Source organism: Chryseobacterium sp. CP-77 (assembly GCF_036362765.1).
Classification (GTDB): Bacteria; Bacteroidota; Bacteroidia; order Flavobacteriales; family Weeksellaceae; genus Chryseobacterium; species Chryseobacterium cupriresistens.
In genome coordinates this window covers 4567840-4585802 of the sequence record NZ_CP143637.1, presented here as the reverse complement: position 1 = coordinate 4585802, position 17963 = coordinate 4567840, and the positions used below count along the sequence as shown (strand labels likewise).

At 35.6% G+C, this 17963-nt stretch carries 17 protein-coding genes; 8 read left to right on the top strand and 9 right to left on the bottom strand.

Annotation, left to right across the window (positions count from 1 at the left end; genetic code table 11):
* Positions 1-218: 218 nt before the first annotated feature.
* The 9 genes from V0410_RS20635 to tssO all read right to left on the bottom strand — a co-directional run bounded on the left by V0410_RS20635 (position 219) and on the right by tssO (position 10454).
* On the bottom strand, positions 219-542 hold the full coding sequence (locus V0410_RS20635) for a hypothetical protein (protein WP_330745449.1): 324 nt from the start codon (positions 540-542) through the stop codon (positions 219-221).
* 105 nt (positions 543-647) lie between these two features.
* The gene (locus tag V0410_RS20630; protein ID WP_330745448.1) at positions 648-1712 is read right to left on the bottom strand and encodes a hypothetical protein; all 1065 of its coding nucleotides are present in this window, start codon (positions 1710-1712) and stop codon (positions 648-650) included.
* Positions 1696-3099, bottom strand: coding sequence for a hypothetical protein (locus tag V0410_RS20625; protein ID WP_330745447.1), 1404 nt, complete (start codon positions 3097-3099; stop codon positions 1696-1698). The genes V0410_RS20630 and V0410_RS20625 overlap by 17 nt, the downstream gene beginning before the upstream one ends.
* Positions 3100-3102: 3 nt before the next feature.
* Positions 3103-5028 (bottom strand): type VI secretion system Vgr family protein, encoded by a 1926-nt coding sequence (locus V0410_RS20620; RefSeq protein ID WP_330745446.1) that lies wholly within the window; start codon positions 5026-5028, stop codon positions 3103-3105.
* A gap of 174 nt (positions 5029-5202) precedes the next feature.
* Positions 5203-5610 carry a type VI secretion system tube protein TssD gene (gene tssD / locus V0410_RS20615; protein ID WP_110011663.1) on the bottom strand — a complete coding sequence of 136 codons (408 nt, stop codon included), beginning with the start codon at positions 5608-5610 and terminating at the stop codon, positions 5203-5205.
* Positions 5611-5968: 358 nt separating this feature from the next.
* Positions 5969-8374: a type VI secretion system protein TssR domain-containing protein gene (gene tssR, locus V0410_RS20610; RefSeq protein ID WP_330745445.1), complete on the bottom strand. Its 2406-nt coding sequence runs from the start codon at positions 8372-8374 to the stop codon at positions 5969-5971.
* Between the two features lie 47 nt (positions 8375-8421).
* A complete protein-coding gene (locus V0410_RS20605) occupies positions 8422-9333 on the bottom strand; it encodes a PKD domain-containing protein (RefSeq protein WP_110011661.1) in 912 nt (303 codons plus the stop codon).
* A 48-nt stretch (positions 9334-9381) separates the two neighbouring features.
* Positions 9382-9906 (bottom strand): type VI secretion system transmembrane protein TssO, encoded by a 525-nt coding sequence (locus tag V0410_RS20600; protein WP_110011660.1) that lies wholly within the window; start codon positions 9904-9906, stop codon positions 9382-9384.
* Positions 9907-9917: 11 nt separating this feature from the next.
* The gene (gene tssO / locus V0410_RS20595; RefSeq protein WP_110011659.1) at positions 9918-10454 is read right to left on the bottom strand and encodes a type VI secretion system TssO; all 537 of its coding nucleotides are present in this window, start codon (positions 10452-10454) and stop codon (positions 9918-9920) included.
* A 179-nt stretch (positions 10455-10633) separates the two neighbouring features.
* Here tssO and V0410_RS20590 point away from each other — a divergent pair, with 179 nt between their 5' ends.
* From V0410_RS20590 to V0410_RS20555, 8 genes are all read left to right on the top strand, one after another.
* Positions 10634-11305, top strand: coding sequence for a response regulator transcription factor (locus V0410_RS20590; RefSeq protein ID WP_047429454.1), 672 nt, complete (start codon positions 10634-10636; stop codon positions 11303-11305).
* 319 nt (positions 11306-11624) lie between these two features.
* A complete protein-coding gene (locus V0410_RS20585; RefSeq protein ID WP_002984212.1) occupies positions 11625-11915 on the top strand; it encodes an HU family DNA-binding protein in 291 nt (96 codons plus the stop codon).
* 368 nt (positions 11916-12283) lie between these two features.
* On the top strand, positions 12284-13843 hold the full coding sequence (locus V0410_RS20580) for an Rne/Rng family ribonuclease (protein WP_062675344.1): 1560 nt from the start codon (positions 12284-12286) through the stop codon (positions 13841-13843).
* Positions 13844-14128: 285 nt separating this feature from the next.
* Positions 14129-14596 (top strand): OsmC family protein, encoded by a 468-nt coding sequence (locus V0410_RS20575; RefSeq protein ID WP_330745444.1) that lies wholly within the window; start codon positions 14129-14131, stop codon positions 14594-14596.
* Between the two features lie 104 nt (positions 14597-14700).
* The gene (locus tag V0410_RS20570; RefSeq protein ID WP_110011656.1) at positions 14701-15330 is read left to right on the top strand and encodes an NUDIX hydrolase; all 630 of its coding nucleotides are present in this window, start codon (positions 14701-14703) and stop codon (positions 15328-15330) included.
* 27 nt (positions 15331-15357) lie between these two features.
* A complete protein-coding gene (locus V0410_RS20565) occupies positions 15358-16164 on the top strand; it encodes a lysophospholipid acyltransferase family protein (RefSeq protein WP_062675350.1) in 807 nt (268 codons plus the stop codon).
* Between the two features lie 16 nt (positions 16165-16180).
* On the top strand, positions 16181-16618 hold the full coding sequence (locus V0410_RS20560) for a hypothetical protein (RefSeq protein ID WP_227943618.1): 438 nt from the start codon (positions 16181-16183) through the stop codon (positions 16616-16618).
* 6 nt (positions 16619-16624) lie between these two features.
* Positions 16625-17962, top strand: coding sequence for a UDP-N-acetylmuramate--L-alanine ligase (locus V0410_RS20555; RefSeq protein ID WP_330745443.1), 1338 nt, complete (start codon positions 16625-16627; stop codon positions 17960-17962).
* Position 17963 lies beyond the last annotated feature (1 nt).

The window sequence follows — 17963 nt, the reverse complement described above, 5'->3', positions numbered from 1 at the left end:
TTTGATGATTTTGATCTTTATTTTTCATTCCTTTTACCAAGACATAAAAAATCGTTCTTTTTGTGATGCTAAAATTAATTATTTTATTCTAAACGATATAAAGATAGTTAATTCTTCAATTAGAGAAGTAACAACGGTGTTTTTTGTTTTAAGACTGATTTTGAAGGTCCATTTTTATGGCAAATTACCCCCCCTACTTGAATAGTATGGTTAAGTTTTTATTGAAAAGGATAGGATTCACCATTTTCAAGATAAGGTTTGTAAGCTCTTAACCATATTCCAGTTTCAATATATTTTGCAATCCCCGTTTTACTATCAACCCATATTCCACTTGTTGAAGCTTCTGGAACTTTCGGATGAAAATAAGAGGTAAAAACATAATTATTGTCTATTATAAAGAAGCTATAAGATTCAGGTTTCTTATTATTTTTTATAGCAAAAGCTGCTTGAATCTGTTTTGCTTCGTCAGGTTTTATGTTTGCAGTATTAATAAAATCTTCTGCTTCCTTAGTCTCATAAAGAATTACTTTATGATTATCCAAAAATTTTTGCTCTTTACTTTTGCATCCTAACAATGAAAATTAACTACATATCGATACGATATAAATTAATTCTTTCATAATTATTAACACTACATATGAAATATTCTATTTCTGAAACTCTCCTACAATAATGTGGCTATTATCATTTTTATCATAAAATGCTACATCCAAAACAATAAGCTGATCTTTATAGAAGCCTTTAGGAATAGTAGTAGTAAAAAAATCTTTTGCATGATATTCATTCCACGTTCTACCATAATCATAAGAATAATAGAATGTAACATAAGGACGGGTTTCTTTGAAATAGCAAGCGAAGTTTCTGTAGCGGTAATACTCTATTGTTTTTTCATTCTCCACAAATAGCTCGCCTTCATTCTGATTATAAATTGTCATTTCAGTTTTAAATCTTCCAGACTTTCCTAATAAATATTCCTCATTTTCATAATACAGAACATCATAATTACTTTTTAATTTTTTGATGACTTTTTGTTGTTTGGTTTTTAAATTATATTCTTGTATTTCATCTTTCAATAAAGAAGTGACTGTATTATCTTTTTTCAGAATAAAAGGTGTTTTTTTCAAATACTCCGGTAATTCGACTTCTTCTTTTGTCAGAAGATTTAATATTTTTTGATTATCATTTTCTGAATAAACAACATTTTCACCATTAAACTGCGAATACATAATTTCAGATTTAGAAGAATATTCATCAATTTTTTTATATTCTAACGTATGATTATTCATGAGATAAAGCACTACTTTCCCAGATTGGCTATTACCACCGCTACCTGTCTCAATTAGAGTATATTTATCTGAAGGAGAAATAAATGTTACATATTCTTCCGGAAAAGTAATTTCCTGGTAACTCTTTCCTTTGTCTGTTGAAACAAACAATACTGCTGAGTATCCAGGTTTATTGTAAAAACTATGTAAATCTTTACTTCCGGCTAAGAAAATAGTGTTTTCATTTAAAAACTTTAAAGTTGTTAATTTCAGGCCAGTCTCAGGACCAAAATTTCCATTATTTATATTTTTCTTATATAAATCAAAAAAGTCATATTTTGAGATCCATTTCATTTGCCCTAGCTTTGTGGTTTGTGAACATCCATAATTAATACTGATTAAAAGTATAATACAAATTATCTTTTTTATATTATTTAAATTCATCATTTCCTAATACGTATTTTTTGAAAAATCGTTCTAAAGTCACTTCAGTTATTTCACAATAATCTAAATTTCTTGCCATAATTAATGCTTGTTTCCATGTAGCAGCTCCCAACCATTCTTTCATATCTGGTGTAGACATTACCTTTAATAAATCATCCGCTGGCAAATATCTCATTTTTAGTGGGTCATAAGCATCTGGATGGGTAGCAAATGCAAACTCCTGAAAACGTTCATTATCTATCTCTATATCAGTATAATATTTTTCTATATTATTCTTTTTAATTTCTTCTAACTTTCGGGGATCATTCCTGTATTGAATTCTTTCAAATAAAGTGGGTTTAAAATGATCGTTGAAATTATCTTCTAATCCTTCAGGCAAAACTGTATCATATGTTGCGATATAATTTTTGTCAATGACACCTTTTTCCATATATTCCTGCAGCTTATATCTGGCTTCTGTAAGCCATGCTTTACCGCGTGAAGTTAGCTTGGGCATAAGAATTCTAGAAAAACGAGTGCAATATTTAAATCCATAGCTGCTTGAAGGAACAGGTTTATACTTATTCCCCTGTTTTTCTACCTCATTTACTGAAATACTTACTTGTTTCATTTCTTCAGTGAGACTTGGGGTCCACCATTCTTTGATATCATCTATTGCACTCCAGAAACTTAGTTCTCTCATCTCTCCAAAATAATATACAGGAGGAGTGTGTCCACAATGTTTATGACGACGCATGAAATCATCATACCTAAAACGATAAAAATCACAACTTCCATATTGTCTATTATTGAAGCTTTGCACTACATTTTTATCGCAGATTTCAACATTAAGATAAAAATCAGATGTTAATGGAAGCTTAATATTTAAATCTTCTTTATAGTTGCATTCAAAATAAAGCTCAATATTATCTCCAAAATCATTTTCAATAAAACTTGCCAAGCCATCACTTAAAGTGAGATTATAGACAATTTTATTATTGATTACCTGTTTCTCAGTAACCAGAGCACCAGGACTTCCATCTTCTTTGACTTCTCTTACATTTATTGGATCAGGTTCTCCCCCAAGCCCTCCATCGTCATCATATAATTGTAAGGTTACTTTTGCATCAGGATCTGTAATATTTTGCGTTTTTATATGAAAATATACAACCTGGCCTATAGCTGCCTCGGTTATTAGATTTTTACCTTCAGCATCTGAATACCATTTTCCTTCTACAAAATATTTTTTTTCTTCTGACTTATCTTTTTTCGGCTCCCCGATAAAAGTACCATTCTTAGCTGTAAAATGGCTGTTATTTCCAGCATACGCTTCAAAATGATCAGTAAAAACTGTCCAATTTTGTTCTATTGCTGTAATATTTTCACCTTCAGTAATTCGTATAATAGACATGATTTAATGCATTTTTGAATTTTCACCACTATTATTATTAAACTGATTCTGTGCATGAATATCATTATTCTCCTGAGAAATAATTTCTCTTCTTTTAGAATTTTCTTTTACTTCTTTTGCTTTGGATTCTCTATTTCCTTTAACAAATTCCATTAAACTACCCACAACATTCGTCATGAAATTGGCGCCTACAGAAAGGTTTTTCATCATTCCCACACTCTCCGTATGATTCATTGAAATACTATCAGACTTATTCATTCCCACTGTCGTCGTCATATTCTCTCCTACATTGATGTTCATATTCTTACAGTTCAGGGTCATGGTTTCCGGTGCTGTAATGTTGATATTACTTCCGGTTGTATCCAGATGGATTTCATTTCCGCTTTTATCTGTAATAATAATGCTTTCGTCTTCTGTAAAAACGATTCTGTGGCCGCTTCGCGTTTGTATAGATTTTACACGATTGTCTGCACCTCCACCAAGGCCTATTCCGCCATGAAACATTCCTCCCATTACAAATGGTCTGTCCGGATGACTATGCACGAAATTAACCATCACCTGATCGCCTACCTCGGGAATAGCTACATAACCACGGTTTTGAGTGATCTGATCGGTTCCTCCTGCATCGGGGCTCATTACTCTTACAAAGTGAGTGGTATCATTCATCTGCCAGTCGAATCTTACCTGAACTCTTCCCTGCCCTTCCGGATCGGTATTGGAAATTACCGTTGCAATTTGTGGCTGGGCAGCCGGTACCGTAAATTCCGGTTTGGGCAGAAAACCCGTGTCTGCGGCAATGGATTCGAAAGTTCCTGTGTAATGTCCGATCGTATCAATTTCATGAACGGCTTCGGTCACCATAACCTTCGTAAAATAAGATGTTTCACTGCTGTCCGGTTTTCTCATATGAATATCAGCAATACATCCGGGATGCAAAAAAGGAACGGTTGTAGATCCTGAAACCGAAAATACATTAACCGCTTCACTTCCTGACGCGCTTCTTTGAGAATGCTCCACATCCAGGTGTGTTGTTGCTTTAATAGGTGCAACCTGCAGTGCCGGAGTTTTATATATTTTATTGTTATGACTATATGCGGTACGGGCCAGATCACCTAAATGGTCAACTGGAGTTTCCCCGGAAGTCAGTTTTTCATGTTTACTGCTGTTATAGCCATAATACTGAGGTTTTGTATGAGCTGCTTTGAGCTCTACCCTGATATTATCAGCATTGCTCCCATATAATAATTTTATAGGCTTATTTTGTGGAGGAAGCTTTCCAAAATGCAAAACTTCACCATCATAATAAAATTGTTCTCCATAAGCTTCTGCCATTCTCGACAGATAATTATAATGGGTTTCGTTATACTGGCTGCTGTAAATGATCTGGGAATAATCATTGGTATCGACTCTTATATCAAACCGTTCTTTATCTATTCCCTGTTGTATTACTTCTTTGGCTATGATTCCCATATTAACGGGCTGGCTGCCGCCAAAGCTCTGGATATGCGGAGCACCGTCCAGCAGGATCGTCGGGCTGTATCCGGAAAGTACAATATTTCCCAGACTCATTTTTTCCTGACTGAATCCTACTTTGGTAATAACCCCAACAAAATTCCTTTCCGGACTTTTCTCAATATCTTTGTAGGAAATAACAGCTGTAAGACGTTTTCCTAAAAATTTGTTGGCTTCCTCAAGGGTATGGCTCTGCCGGTCTCCCAATGCATCGTGTGCAAGAACAAGGTTGAATTCGTGGTGGTGACCCGCCTTCTGTTTAAGAGTGAAATGCTTATAGTACTTAATAATTTTACCTTCTACAACCAGTGATAATTTGACCAGCCGGTTGATCCCTGCGTGATGATTCTCGGATATCCCGTCTGCATTCTGAGATGGACGGAAAGAAGATCCTTTGGTCTTTGATTCGGTTTTCATATGCTTTGTGTTTGTGTTTAGTATTAAAGATAACAATATTTTATATAACAAACATTATATAAACACGTTATAAAATAAAATTCTCAGGTCATAATTTTTCATTCAGGCAAAAAAAGACCGTCTTAAATAGGGACAGTCTTTCTTCTTATGAATGTTGATAATGTGTGTCAGTATTTAGCTGGATGGCCATAGCCCGGCGTATTGAGAAGTACCATAGTCGATTGTCTCCGCACTTACTACGAAGCTGATCAGCATACTGTTGCTGTCGATGGCGTCGAAATCTACCTGATGCTGGATTACATATCCGTTCTGCCATTTCAGTGTAATCAATGTTCCTTCTTCGTGAGATTTGTTAAAAGTAATCTCTCCTACAGTTGGCTTATATTTACCGTTCAGCAAGCTTTCAAGGATATCTGATTTTTCAGTAGCTTCTACGGTAACCTTGATTAATGCGTTGGAAGGATCTGATGCTACACGTCCTGAAACATCTGTAGATCTGGAAACGCTGTAATTCATTTTTAACAGCTTTTGCCCTTCTCCATTATTGAATTTTAAGATTCCTCTTGAATTTCTTTCGGCCATGATTAGTAAATTTAATCGTTAGTAATATTTTGTGATTCGGTGATTGTGTTAGCAAATATAGAGGCTCTTTTCCGCTAAAAAAAACTTTTCTCTATAAATCTGAGAATTTGTAGTAGTTCTACGATTTCTTGTCGTAATTCTACGACAATGGATTTATCAACCTTATTATAATAACCATAAATACAGCGTTTTAAATTATTTCTCTTTTTTTAGATAAAAAATAATTTTACACATCAAAGAGAAATAACAAGGGTTCAAAGTTTAAAAATTTAAGATTTAAGGTTGGTTGATCTTTCTTTATACTACAAAAAAAAGCAGAAGTATATACTCCTGCTTTTGATATAACAAAAAAATGTTTTTAATGCTTTGTATATTCCGGTTGTTCTGTTGGAATTCTGGATGGAGTAAAGTACTCATTAAGCCAGTAGAAAGTCTGCCCGTTCTGCTGAATTTTTACAGCCGGGTTGTTTCTGTTGGCAAGCATTCTGTCCGCTAAGTTTTTATAGTGCTGGAAATAATTTTTTACTGTTTCACTAGGAACTACTTTTGATTTTTTCCAACCTTTCAGCTTATATTTAGCCATCAGTTCTTCTTCAGAAAGATCAAATCCGGTACTCATTCCGATCGCATAAGACATTGGCAGCTCATAAAGTGCTCCTTTATCTAAGAATTTTATTGTAGGATTGTACTTCTTCAGTAATTTAACATACTCTTTAATAGCTCTTCCCTGATTAAAATCTGCACGGTCTGCCTGAGTATTTCTGTATACTTCCGTGTAGAAAGCTTTTAAGTTATCATATTCCGATTCAGAAATAAGAATTCCCTTTTCTATTGCCGGAGTAAACTCTTTCAGATCTTTTGGAATATATCCTTTTACAAGGAATGGGCTTCCATAGTTGATCAGCTGTGCGGCAATTCCTGCAGAAACCGGATTGGTAAGTCCCGGATACAGATATTTATATTTTAAATCCACATCTGTTCTACCCGCTCCTACGGATGAATGGAAGTATTCATTAAGAGATTTATCAATAGTCTGATTATCCAGAGTAACCTGCGCAATAAGGCTGTCAACAGATTTTTTCAGGAATCCCGGAGTCGTAATGTCTCCTTTCTTGGGGAAAATAACGAATCCCTGGGACATACTCTGTTTAGGATAAGCTAAAGAGAAGAATCCTGTATCTCCTTCCACAAGGCTGAAATTATTCTTGGTAAGCACATCATTCTGGTTGATGATCTTTTGTTTTTTAAGTTCGGCAATATTTTTGGCTGTATTGGTCACCACATTTTCCGCCATTAATACAAAATCATTGTAGGTATCGGATGATCTTGCACTGGTCTGGAACATGATCAGTCTTGCCTGAGCCTGGGTAAGAGAACTGATTACACTGTACATATTTCCGCTTTGGTTGGCAGAAGTTCCTACAGTAACAACAATATTGGTTTCATCAGGAACATTGGAAAGAAGGTTTCCTGCTGCCGTAAGAGCCTCTCCTACCGGCTGATAGCCGCTATTGCTGGCACAGTTCATTTCATTCGTTTTCTGATCAATAAATGATGAAATCTTACTGTAATCTGTGCTTAAGCTGGAGACAGAAACATTATCTCCGCAAGGATTGTTCTTGTATAAAACCGCTCCATATTTAACATTGCTAAAATAAGAAGGCTTTTCAAACCTAAGCTGAAGATCCTGTAACAATGATTTTACAATAGGTGCATAAGGCGCATTACCGGCACTTACATCTAATGCAAAAACAATATTGATGTTTTTATCTTTTTCCGTGATCTCTCTGTAACGGTCGAAATAAATCGGTTCACCCAGTACATTGGATACGAAATTCTTACTGTAATCTAAAATATTGGTGAAATATTTTGTCTTGGTATCAGGTGTTGGAGCCTCTTCTAAAGGAAGATTTACCGGGAAGATATTTTCCAGCTGTGTTCTCTTATTCACATCGGTAAGAAGAATAGCTGTTTTGTTGGACGCATCCGATGCTGATCCACCCGGATGTCCTTCATGAATTCCCAGCGTTGTATCGGTAATTCCTGTTGTATTTTTAAGTCTGATAGCGGAACGTTCTCCCCAGGTGGAGATTACATTGGAGCTTACCCAGCCGTAAAGTCCTTTGTTGATACTGTCCATATCAACAGACGGTTTTTTACCTACCAGAAAACGTTTGTTATTTTCGGCCATCTTGTATACATATACAATTTGTCCGTTAGGAATTTTTACATTGGCTGTTTCAATAAGGCTTGGTGAGTTGAACACCATAATAGAGTCGTTTTTATAGTATCTTTCAGCATTTCTGATGACTTCGCTGTTATTAGGTACTACTGCCACTCTTACAGGATAACCTGTCTTTTCACTTTTTAAAGCGTTATTCCAGAGAAGGAGATCAGACTCCTGAATCCAGCCATATGTTTTGATCGATTTTGACGAAACTTTCTTCATTAAAGCATCCGGAACATATTCCGCTACTTTTACCATTCCGTCTCTATGTTTTAAAACCATTAAAGGTTCAAGGAATTTTACTTCTTTGTAAGACTTCTCATCATCTTTATCCAGATATGCCGTATTTCTTGATCGGTCTGAAATAACGATCCATGGCACTGACTTTTTCGGATAGCCGTTAACGACAGGGGATGCATCCACCTGCCCATACTGTGAAGGCTCCGGGGTTTTCTTTGACGGCAGTTTTACCTGGCAACTCGTCAATAATACTGTTAACCCTATATAATATGCTGCTAGAGGAAATTTATTTTTCATCCTATTTAATCTTTTTATGATTGGTACATCCGTAAGACCGGACAAAATTATTTGCTTTGATTAATATCTACTTTAGTTACACAGTTCTGTGTGTCGTCCAGGTTTACTTTTACCGTCTGAATCACTGTATTTTTGTCAAACTGAAGGCCTGCACAATACATGTAGAAGTTATTCACTTTGCTGTCATTTACTTTTACCACTGTATTTTCATTGTTACACAGATAGGTTTTCAGCAGGTAATTGTAGTGCATATTGAAACTGTTTCCGTTGGCAATCTGCTGCAGGTGATATTTAAAATCATTGTCTACTTTGGCATAAGAGTCTTCCACTGAAACTTCATCTTCAGCAAGAGCATCATAAGCCGGAAGAATTTTGATACGGTGATAGATAGGATCCTGGCTTTGTTCTGTGTAAAGAGTCACCAGATACTCCCCAGGTTTTTTATAGGAATAGATGGTAAATTTATCCTTAGCATCTGTATTTCCGGACTCACCGAATTTCCATGCAAACTGTTTTGCATCGGAAATAGCACGGAAGGTCACGTTTTCATTTTGCATTGCCTGACTTACGGCTTCGATCGTTGTTTTTGCCGTTGCAGTATCTTTTGGTTTCTGAACGCTTCTTGCGCTTACCATTACAGGGAAAGATTTCGTGTACTTGTTGTCGACGATCAAAATCACCTGATAATATCCCGGTTTATTATAGAAGTGAATACCACTGTTTTTATCTGAAGTTGTCCCATCTCCGAAATTCCATCTCTTGGTTTTGGCAAACTGGGTTTTATCTTCGAATAAAAGCGTGTCTCCTACCGCCAGTGAAGACGGATAAACCACCCCAACAATATCATCTGCTGAATGTATTACCTTTTTCTGCAGCCACAGAGCAACCAATGCTGCGATCAGCAAAGTTGCAATAACACCGATAATAATGTTTTTCTTGTTCTTTTGAAAATAATTCATAGTTAGTAATTGTGATGTGTTTTATGTATGTTCCTAGTATTTATTTGCTTACTGCATTCTTGCTTTCAGATCCTGCTCGCGCTGATAAAGCTTATTCTGCTTATCTTTAAATCCGATTCTGCATTCATCCACCTGTTTCTGGAAAATTTTAATGTCTTCAGAGGTTGTTGAAATGACTTTTTTGTCATCAAAATACATTTTATAGAATTTCGCGATCTGCGGATAGGCATCTTTACGGATATCCACAACATCAGTACTGTTGAAATAGCTGTTAAGGTCGTTTACGCCCAGCTGGATATTGTTTTCGATAAAAGGTTGTGGTCCGTCATCAGTAAGTTTTGTAATCATGGTATAGGTACTGTCCATGATGGGAAGAACAACTTTCTGGTGTTGTTCAAATTCGGCTTTCTGCTCAAGATTCTGAATACCTCTTACATCTTCATCAGAAAAAGGGGATTCAAATCCTTTTAAAAAGATCACTCCCAAAAATAACATGGCAGTCACCAACATCAGTATTAAATAAAAAAACTGATAATGCCTTTCTTTCTTCGATAATGTGATTTGTCCTTGCATATCTTTTCTTTTTATCTTCTTCTTCTACTTCCTGTGAAATTTCTCGTAGGGTCTTTCCGAAGTTCATTATTGGTTACTTTAATCTTGCCCATGCATTCATCAAGATCCCGTAAAACGGTTTTTTTCTGATACTCTACTTCGATGATCTTTGCTTTTAAATTCATCATCGGTACAATCTGCTTCATCAGTACGGCATAATGTTTAAAGCTCTGTACACTGTCTTTACCCATAATATTTTTGGCATCTCTCACATTATCCATAATACTGGTTCTCAGAAATACCTCATTCTCCACCTTATTGATGCTAAGCTGGTTCATTTTGTCGTAAATATCATCAATGTGATCCTTAAGCACGTCGCTTCGAAGCATCAGTTCTTTATACGCTTCAGCTTCACGGCTAATTCCTTCCCGCTGTATATCATAACTCTTAAAGAAGAGAAATAAGCAAGCAAAAGATACAACCGACAAAACGACAAATGACAGAATAAACTTCCAAATGCCCGTTCTGACGTCAGATTTGTTTAATTTTTTTTCCCTGTTAGAAGACATAATTTGCGATTTGTTTGGCCTGTGAAAATATAAAAAAAAATTTTTATGCACAATACGTAATTTCCCCAACCCTGTTTCGTGAAAACCCTGATTAAATTAATATTAATTTTCACTTTGATAAGTTTTTCATAAATTAGACCTCTGAATTTTAAATATCATTCGCCAAATCGATATTAAGAATGAGTAAAATATTATCTAATACCGTACGTTTTTCCATTGCTGACAGTGATTTTTATTTTAAAAAAATAATGATCAAAACACTTATGGAAAATCCTTTCTATATGCTTCTGAATGATTGTAACAATGGGCATGAGCTGGTAAACAGAATCTACAGAAGACAGGAAGATGTGTTCATTATTGAGCTCTTCATGCCGGTATTAAGTGGAATTGAAGCTATTAAGTACATCAGAAAAAACAATACTGAAACCCCTATTATTACGTATTCCGGCACTTATCAGGAAGATATGGCGGAAATCCTTTCAAAGATTCCCAATATCTATTACTGTCAGAAAAAAAGCACCATTATAAAGGATATTATTAAAGGAAGTATTGCCTCTGACGACTTCGACTATCAGGCTTATTCCAAAGAATGGGAACAGCAGCCGCTAGCCGTACAGGAATATATGGACAGGCAGAAAAAAGGACAGGAAGAGCTTTCCCCATCTGAAATACAGCTCATGAGATTCTGTTATGAAGGATTCAGCAATAAAGAAATTGCAGAAAAACTCAATCTCAGTACCAGAACAATTGACACCTACATCAACAGACTTACAGAAAAGCTGGGATTAAAAACCAAACTTCATCTTATCCGCTTCTGCGTAGAAAACGGATATTATAATTCCAGTTTATAAAAAAATCTGATTTCAATTGAAAAATTCGAATCCGGGTGGATGGATAAGGGCAGATAAAGGATCTCAAAAATAGTATAATAAAGACGATAAAGTGCTGCCAGACCAGTTATAACCAGCATTTATTAAATTTTGTTCATCAATTTTTTGTACCTTTATCCGGTTACATTATTTTATTGTTAAATTATCACCATCCTGCCTTAATATAGTGTATACATAAAAAGTCCAACTCTTTGAATAAAAATATTTTGCCACTAATTTGCTAGTATTCAATTTTTTTAACTAAATTTGCACACCTAAAATTTAAAATTAAAATAAGGAAATGACAAAGGCAGAATTGGTAAACACCATCTCAAATAAGTTGGGAACAGAAAAGAATGAAACACAGAAAGTTGTAGAAGCTTTTATGCAGGAGATCAGAACTTCTATGTATAATGGGGATAACGTTTATCTAAGAGGTTTTGGATCTTTTATCATTAAAACAAGAGCTGCTAAAACAGGAAGAAATATTTCTAAAAACACTGCAATTGAGATTCCTGCTCATAACATTCCTGCTTTCAAACCATCAAAATCTTTTGTTGAGAAAGTAAAAACTAAAGTTGCAGTAAAATAAGAACATTAACTGAATATTAACTAGTTACTAAAAAATTAAAATTATGCCAAGCGGAAAGAAAAGAAAAAGACACAAGGTTGCGACTCACAAAAGAAAGAAAAGAAGAAGAGCAAACAGACATAAGAAAAAATAATCTCTTTTTCTCGAGATTTACAATATAATAATATAGTTGGTGGATTTAAATTTTTAAAGTTCACTAACTATATTTTTGTTTGCAACTATAAGATTCCGCGGAAAACGGAGGGTTTCAAATATTATTTTAATAAAAATATAATGGTTTTCATTCAAAATCCTTATATTTAATAGATGAATTAATCAATAAAAAACATCCAATTCCTATAATCTTAACAATTTTATCTTATTAAAAAATGAAGAAAGAACTAATAGTTTCGCATGAAGATGATCTTACAAAGATTGCGCTGCTGGAAGACGGAAGACTATGTGAACTTCATGAGCAAGAAGACAAAAGCGATTTTATAGTTGGAGATCTGTTTATAGGAAAAGTAAAAAAACTTGCCCCAAACCTGAATGCAGCATTCGTCAATATCGGATATGACAAAGATGCATTTCTGCATTATCAGGATCTGGGACCTCAGTATCTTACATACAGAAAGTTTTTAAAAGATACTATTTCTAAAAAACAAAGCACTTCGAGCTTAAAAAATTTCGAGATACAACCCGAAATAGACAAAAACGGAACGGTAGACAAAGTAATTGCCAAGGACGATCTTGTTCTGTTACAAATTACCAAAGAACCTATTTCTACCAAAGGTCCAAGAATTTCTACCCAGATTTCATTAACAGGACGTTTCCTGGTTTTAATTCCTTTTGACAATAAAGTTTCTATTTCCAAAAAAATCAGAAGTTCTGAGGAAAAAGAAAGACTGAGAACCCTTATCGACAGCATCAAGCCTGAAGGATTCGGAGTGATCATCAGAACAGTGGCAGAAGGAAAAAAAGTAGCCGACCTGCATAATGACATGAACCAGCTGGTTCAGAAATGGGAAAGCACTTTCAAAAACATCCAGAGAAATAAAGTTCCGTCTAAAGTTTTAAGCGAAGAAGACAAAGCTTCAGCTATTTTAAGAGACAATTTTAATCAGGACTTCGTCAATATCATTTGCGATGATGAGCAAATGGTGAACGAAATGAAAAATTACATTGAAGTAATTGCTCCTGAAAAGAAAAATATTGTCCAGTTTTATGATTCCCATATTCCACTTCTGGAATATTACAATGTTGAAAAACAGCTTAAACAGAGCTTCGGAAAACACGTCAACATTCCGAGTTCCAAAGGAGCCTATCTTGTTATTGAGCACACAGAAGCACTTCACGTAGTGGACGTCAACTCCGGAAACAATATTACAACCGGAACAGCTGTCAACAAAGAGCATGCACTGAAAGTGAACAAAATGGCTGCTACAGAAATCGCAAGACAACTTCGCCTCCGCGATATGGGAGGTATCATCGTTATCGATTTCATAGATATGCCGAATTCTGATCACAGAAGAGATCTTTACGAGCATCTTAAAGAGGAAATGAAGCGCGACAAAGCACGCCACAAAATCCTTCCTCCAAGTAAATTTGGTTTGATCCAGATCACCAGACAGAGAAACCGTCCGGAAAAACAGATCGACACCAAAGAAGAAAACCCGAACAAAGACGGAGAAATTGTAGCTCCTATTGTTATCGTTGAAAGAATGGGTGAAACCTTAAGAAATATCCTGCAGAAAGAAAAAGGAAAAATCTACCTGCACGTACACCCATTTGTGGAAGCCTACCTTACAAAAGGCATTAAAAGTATCCAGATGAAATGGTTTATCAAATACAAAAAGTGGGTAACCATTGTTCCAAGGGATTCTTTTAAATATTTAGAATACAAAATCTACAATGCCAAAAAAGAAGAATTGATAGAATTCTCTAATTAAAAAATTTAAAACCTTCAGTTTTCTGGAGGTTTTTTTATTATTTTTCTTGCTATAAGTTTCGGCTAAAGCCAATAGATGTTTTTTGTTTATGTAGGCTGGGCTAAAGCCCACCCCTATTGAATTTTAACAACAAGATCTTTTATCTTTTATCTTTTATCTTTTATCTTTTATCTTTTATCTTTTATCTTTTATCTTTTATCTTTTATCTTTTATCTTTTATCTTTTATCTTTTATCTTTTATCTTTTATCTTTTATCTTTTATCTTTTATCTTTTATCTTTAAAATATGAAAAACCACCATTACAAAATCACCATCCAGTGGACGGGAAACCAGGGAACAGGAACCAGCGGTTACAGAGATTACGGGAGAAGCCATACTATTTCAGCAGAGAATAAAATTGTGATTGAAGGATCATCTGATCCGGCATTCCGTGGCGACCGGACAAAATATAATCCTGAAGAAATGTTTTTATCTTCACTTTCCTCCTGTCACATGCTTTGGTATCTTCATTTCTGTTCTGAAGCGGGCATTATTGTTACAGATTACACTGACGACGCAACGGGCATCATGGCAGAGACAGCCGGTGGCAGCGGCCATTTCACAGAAGTAACTTTGCATCCAAAGGTAACTGTTGCCACAGAATCTATGAAAGAAAAAGCAGAACAGCTTCATCATAAAGCCAGCGAATATTGTTTCATTGCCAATTCCGTCAATTTTCCGGTACAACATCTCCCTGTTATTTCAGTTAAATAATTACCCTGTCACATTAAGGGTTTAAAGCTTTAAATCCTGATATTTCACAGGTTAATTAATGTTAAGGCATTTATTTCTTCGAGATATATTGCTAAATTTGAGCTATGGAAAATTTTGGAAAAGATTTATTGAGAAAAATAAAAAGCGTGGAACTTCCCGGTGAGCACGCCCATGGAGTATTTTCACCTCCCTACCGCCCCGTTTTTACGTATGATGAAGTATTGTCAAAGAATCCCAAATTTGCGGCGGTTAATATTGTTTTATATCTGAAAGACAACGAGTGGTATTTTCCATTGATCCAAAGGACGATTAATGAACACGACAGACACAGCGGACAGATATCTCTGCCAGGAGGAAAGCGTGAGGAAATGGACAGGGATTTTGCTGAAACGGCAGTTCGGGAAACCTCCGAAGAAATCGGAATAGATAAACATTATGTAAGAATCATCAGAGAAATGTCTCCGATTTATATTCCGCCAAGCAATTTTTATGTTTATCCCTATATTTCTTATACAATAAAGAATCCTGCTTTCGTTCTTCAACAGACAGAAGCTGTGGAAACCATAGAATTTCCGATCACTTCCTTTTTAAACCTGTCGGACACCCCGGAAATCATGGCTCTGCCGAGTGCAGGCGGACATGAAGTGCCCGTGATTAATTTCAACGGATACATTATCTGGGGAGCTACAGCGATGATATTAAGTGAATTCAGTCAGTTGCTGAAAAAAATGTAACTTTGCACTACCGTGTTTAATTGAGAGATGGCGAAGAAAAATATTTTCACCGATGCATTCGGAACTCCTTATTTTTTGAAAAGGTTTATTATTTTTATTTTAGGAATTGTATCTTACAGAAGATTCAATGGCTTTAATAAGTTAAAAATAACCGGTACAGAACACCTTGTGGATCTTCCGGACTCTAACGTACTGTTTGTATCCAACCATCAGACCTATTTTGCAGATGTGGCGGCCATGTACCATGCCTTCTGTGCTGTGAACAACGGATATCTCAATACAATAAAAAACCCGATCTATCTTTTGAATCCGAAGATCGATTTTTACTATGTGGCAGCAGAGGAAACCATGAACAAAGGTATTCTTCCCAAAATTTTCAAGATTGCAGGAGCTGTAACGGTAAAAAGAACATGGAGATCTGAAGGGAAAAATGTCAACAGAATGGTAGACATGAGCGAGGTAGATAATATTATGAAAGCATTGGACAATGGCTGGGTAGCTACTTTCCCTCAAGGAACTACATCGGCATTTGCACAGGGACGAAGAGGAACTGCCAAACTGGTAAAAAACCAGCGTCCTATTGTAATTCCAATCAAAATAAACGGATTCAGAAGAGCTTTTGATAAAAAAGGACTCCGCGTAAAGGTAACCGGTGTAAAACCTACGATGGAATTCAAAGCTCCTTTGGATATTGATTATGATAATGAAAAAGCACCGGAAATTTTATTGAAAATTATGACTGCCATTGAGCAGACAGAAGATTTCAATCTATTACACAGTTATGATGAAGAACTTAAAGCTAAAAAATTAGAACAAAAGGACTCAAATAATTAAAGTAAATAGAAAAATTATGAAAAAAATACTTGGAATATTATTCGCAATCATAGTATTAGTTTCATGCAACAGCCAGAAAGTATATTCGGATTTTGATATCAGTTATTCGAAAAGCGGAGGCTTTGCTCCTGTATATGAAAATCTTCTGATCAAAGGGAATAATGTACACTACTCTTTTGAAGGCCAGGGAAAAAAATATAAACAGGATTTTAAAATTTCAGATGAAGATTTAAAGAAACTGGATCAGGTTCTTTCTCAGAATAATTTCAGAAGAATACAGGAAGACCGTAAAAAATTGTACGACAATATTTCAACGTCCATCAATGTCAAGAAAGGTCCCAATGAAGGTAGTAAATCGGATGCGAGTATGATCATTCCGAATTATCAGACCAACTGGAACAATATTCTTGAAGCTTTCCAGCAAATCATTAATATTAATGTTAAAAAACAGTAAATACAATTGAAAACCCACTTCATTGCCATTGGCGGAAGCGCCATGCATAATCTCGCCATCGCATTAAAAGACAAAGGATATCAGGTAACAGGTTCTGATGATGCTATTTTTGAGCCTTCAAAAACCCGTTTGGAAAAGAAAGGAATTCTGCCTCAGGAAATGGGCTGGTTCCCGGAAAAGATTACTCCGGATATTGATGCTGTTATTCTCGGGATGCATGCCCACCAGGATAATCCTGAGCTGGCAAGAGCAAAAGAACTGGGCCTGAAAATATATTCTTACCCTGAATTCCTGTACGAACAGTCTAAAAACAAAACAAGAGTTGTTATTGCAGGATCACATGGTAAAACAACCATTACGTCAATGATTCTTCACGTTTTGAATTTCCATCAGAAAGATGTGGACTTCATGGTAGGTGCACAGCTTGAAGGTTTCGACTGTATGGTAAAACTGACTCAGGATAATGATTTCATGGTACTGGAAGGTGACGAATATCTTTCCTCTCCTATTGATCTTCGTTCGAAATTTTTACTGTATCAGCCGAATATTGCTTTAATGAGCGGTATTGCATGGGATCATATCAATGTATTCAAAACATTTGATGATTATATTGAGCAGTTCAGAAAGTTTGTAGCAAGCATTACGGCAGGCGGAGTTCTTGTGTATAATGAAGAAGATCCGGAAGTAGTGAAAGTAGTGGAAAATGCTGAAAATTATTTCAGAAAAATCCCTTACAAAACTCCTGAATACGAAATCAATAATGGTAAAGTATATTTAAAAACTGAAATGGGAGATGTTCCTCTTTCTGTTTTTGGAGCACACAACCTGCTGAACCTTGAAGGAGCAAGACATATCTGCCAGCAGTTGGGAATTATGGATGAAGATTTCTATGAGGCGATCATGAGTTTCAAAGGAGCATCCAAACGTCTTGAAAAAGTGGAAAGAGAAGATAAGGGAATTCTTTACAAAGATTTTGCCCATGCACCAAGTAAGGTAAAGGCTGCAGTAAAAGCTTTTGCAGAGCAATTTAAAAATAATAAGAAATACGGATTCCTGGAACTTCATACGTATTCCAGTCTGAATCCGGCTTTCCTTGAGCAATATGATCATGCAATGGACGGCCTGGAGGAGGCTGTAGTTTTCTACTCAGAAGATGCCTTGAAGATCAAGAGAATGGAACCTATCTCTCCTGAATTTATCAAAGAAAAATTCAGAAATGAAAAATTAAGGGTTTTCACCAATGCTGAAGATCTTCATGCCTACTGGAATACATTGGATAAAACAGATGGTGTTTATCTCATGATGAGTTCCGGAAATTTTGGAGGCCTCGATCTAACAAAATAAA

What these genes read in the sequence shown, in the direction of transcription:
- V0410_RS20630 (WP_330745448.1), bottom strand. Translation starts at nt 1,712, where the DNA reads ATGATGAATTTAAATAATATAAAAAAGATAATTTGTATTATACTTTTA.
- V0410_RS20625 (WP_330745447.1), bottom strand. Translation starts at nt 3,099, where the DNA reads ATGTCTATTATACGAATTACTGAAGGTGAAAATATTACAGCAATAGAA.
- V0410_RS20620 (WP_330745446.1), bottom strand. Translation starts at nt 5,028, where the DNA reads ATGAAAACCGAATCAAAGACCAAAGGATCTTCTTTCCGTCCATCTCAG.
- tssD (WP_110011663.1), bottom strand. Translation starts at nt 5,610, where the DNA reads ATGGCCGAAAGAAATTCAAGAGGAATCTTAAAATTCAATAATGGAGAA.
- tssR (WP_330745445.1), bottom strand. Translation starts at nt 8,374, where the DNA reads ATGAAAAATAAATTTCCTCTAGCAGCATATTATATAGGGTTAACAGTA.
- V0410_RS20605 (WP_110011661.1), bottom strand. Translation starts at nt 9,333, where the DNA reads ATGAATTATTTTCAAAAGAACAAGAAAAACATTATTATCGGTGTTATT.
- V0410_RS20600 (WP_110011660.1), bottom strand. Translation starts at nt 9,906, where the DNA reads ATGCAAGGACAAATCACATTATCGAAGAAAGAAAGGCATTATCAGTTT.
- tssO (WP_110011659.1), bottom strand. Translation starts at nt 10,454, where the DNA reads ATGTCTTCTAACAGGGAAAAAAAATTAAACAAATCTGACGTCAGAACG.
- V0410_RS20590 (WP_047429454.1), top strand. Translation starts at nt 10,634, where the DNA reads ATGAGTAAAATATTATCTAATACCGTACGTTTTTCCATTGCTGACAGT.
- V0410_RS20585 (WP_002984212.1), top strand. Translation starts at nt 11,625, where the DNA reads ATGACAAAGGCAGAATTGGTAAACACCATCTCAAATAAGTTGGGAACA.
- V0410_RS20580 (WP_062675344.1), top strand. Translation starts at nt 12,284, where the DNA reads ATGAAGAAAGAACTAATAGTTTCGCATGAAGATGATCTTACAAAGATT.
- V0410_RS20575 (WP_330745444.1), top strand. Translation starts at nt 14,129, where the DNA reads ATGAAAAACCACCATTACAAAATCACCATCCAGTGGACGGGAAACCAG.
- V0410_RS20570 (WP_110011656.1), top strand. Translation starts at nt 14,701, where the DNA reads ATGGAAAATTTTGGAAAAGATTTATTGAGAAAAATAAAAAGCGTGGAA.
- V0410_RS20565 (WP_062675350.1), top strand. Translation starts at nt 15,358, where the DNA reads ATGGCGAAGAAAAATATTTTCACCGATGCATTCGGAACTCCTTATTTT.
- V0410_RS20560 (WP_227943618.1), top strand. Translation starts at nt 16,181, where the DNA reads ATGAAAAAAATACTTGGAATATTATTCGCAATCATAGTATTAGTTTCA.